The organism is Streptomyces sp. TRM68367, assembly GCF_014495685.1.
Classification (GTDB): domain Bacteria; phylum Actinomycetota; class Actinomycetes; order Streptomycetales; family Streptomycetaceae; genus Streptomyces.
In genome coordinates this window covers 1-2,087 of sequence record NZ_JACTVI010000249.1, presented here as the reverse complement: position 1 = coordinate 2,087, position 2,087 = coordinate 1, and the positions used below count along the sequence as shown (strand labels likewise).

At 63.7% G+C, this 2,087-nt stretch carries 2 protein-coding genes; both read right to left on the bottom strand.

Going from position 1 to position 2,087, the window contains the following annotated elements:
• Positions 1–479: 479 nt before the first annotated feature.
• On the bottom strand, positions 480–989 hold the full coding sequence (locus H8R17_RS45270) for an SMI1/KNR4 family protein (protein ID WP_187828963.1): 510 nt from the start codon (positions 987–989) through the stop codon (positions 480–482).
• 7 nt (positions 990–996) lie between these two features.
• Positions 997–2,070, bottom strand: a complete 1,074-nt coding sequence (locus H8R17_RS45265) for an HINT domain-containing protein (RefSeq protein WP_262506063.1) — start codon at positions 2,068–2,070, stop codon at positions 997–999.
• Positions 2,071–2,087 lie beyond the last annotated feature (17 nt).

The window sequence follows — 2,087 nt, the reverse complement described above, 5'->3', positions numbered from 1 at the left end:
GACTTCACCCAGCCGTTGTCGTAGTACTCGTACGACGTGACGTTGCGGACGCTCTGGCCCTGCGACGGCGGGGCCGAGACCTGCTTGAACTGGCCCACCTCGTCGACGTGACCTTCGGCGAGGACGCCTGCCGCGCCCGCACCGGCAGCCTGCCCGGGCTCTGGCCACCTTCCGCAGCCTGGCGATCAGCCTCGCCCACCTCGCCGGATGGACGAACAACGCCGCCGCCCACGACCACTACCGCAACCATCCCGCCGACGCCCTACGCGAACTCGGTCTCACCGGATGAGCACGCACCACGCCTGTCCAGGGCGGCCTTGAGGATAAGCGCCACCTCGGAGCCTGCCCTCTGCGTATTCACCACACCTCCCGTGAGCGCGTAGCAGACGACTCTCGGAGGGCCTCAGGAGAGCACAAGCGGAGCCCCGCCCGCCGACAACGGGTCGGCGGGCGGGGCTGCTTTATCGTTCTCGGATCCCCTACTCCAGGAGGCCCACCTGCCTGAGCAGTTCAGCCCATTGGTCCTCGCGCCCCGTGGCCGACACGTCCACATAGCAGGACCCTGCCACGAAACGCAAGAAGAAAGAGGTGAAGTCGTCCGCAGCCTTCTCGAACGACGAGGACTTCCACCACTCGACTCCGGTGTCTGGGAAGTACCAGACTTCTCCGCTCAGTCGGTTTACGAAGAACGGATCGTCGACGATGACTCCGCAACACAGCCACTTCTCGCGCCCGAGGGTGATCTCCGCCCCCGAAATCGGATCGGCGTAGAACTGCATCTCTTCAGCCGTGGAAGCCGAGAAGATGGAGACGTCACCGCAAGTCGCACCGTTCGCGACCGTGAGGAACGTCCGAAGTGAGGCCGGTAGATCTGCGGGCAGATCTTTGAGCTGAGCCCCAGCGGGCAGGGAATTCATCATGCGCCATTCAGTCCGCATGTCCATCGTATTCCGCAGGGTTTCTACAACTCGCTGGAGCTCGGTACTCATGTCTCGATCACCACTCAATCCTGATCTTTACCGGAGTGTAGTCGTCCAGGTTCTTGATCTGCGGCCAGATCTGCTGGGTCCCTATGTGCCAGTTGGTGAAGCGGTCCAGCATCTTGAGGTTACCAGCCGTATCCGCGCCGCCCAGTTGGAGCTCGTGCACATGATCGGGATCCATGCGGTTCAGGATCCGGTCCTTGAGCTTGTCGGCGAAGCCCGGATTCGTTGAACCGTACTGGTCGTACACTCGCCGAATCAGGTCTCCCTTGTAGTTCTTCGTGACGGACGAGTTGCGGGCAACCGGATTCGGAGCCTTGAACAGCGTGCCTTCGTCACTGAGTTTTTGCAACGCGTTCGCCTTCTTGGCGAACTCCGTCTTCGACATTCCCTCCTGGAACCGGACCGTGACCTCTGCCGGCTCACAGCCTGCATTGTGAACGAGAACCGCAGCAGCGCCGACAGCCACGTAGTAGGTGTGCTGGCCGTCGACGGTGAGGTTGTGGACGCGCTGGGTGCGGTGGGTGTCGTCGATCGCGGTGATCTGGATCCAGGTGCCGGCTGCGGTCTGCAGCCACATGCCCGGTTCGAGGTCACCGGCCTCGGCCCACCGGCCGTAGTCCGGCAGCCAGAACGGGTGGTTGGCCGTCGCCGTGATGGTGCTGGCCTTGGCCTTGCCGTCCTTGCCGTCAGGGTCGACGGTCAGGGTGACCAGGTGCTTGACGCCGTCACCGGTGATGGTGTCGGTGACCTGACGCATCTGCAGGTCGCCGCTCTCCGGATCGGTGGCCAGGACCCATTCGCCGGCCTTGACGTCGTCAATGTTCTTCGAGGACCCATCGGCCATGAGCACCTTGGTGCCGGGGACGAAGCTGTTTTTCTTCTTCCCCTTCTTGCACTGGCCGCCCTTCTTGCTGGGCTTCTTCTGCTTGGCGTTGGGCTTGGGCTTGGGCTTGTCAGCCTTGGCCGCCTTGGCGCCCTTGCCCGCCTTGCTGCCGCCCTTGACCGCGTCGACCGCCTTGGCGCCCTTCTTGGCGTACTTGGCAGCAGTCGCCGCCATACCCAAGCCCGGAACGGCCGCCGCCATGGACAGCGCGGCGTCGG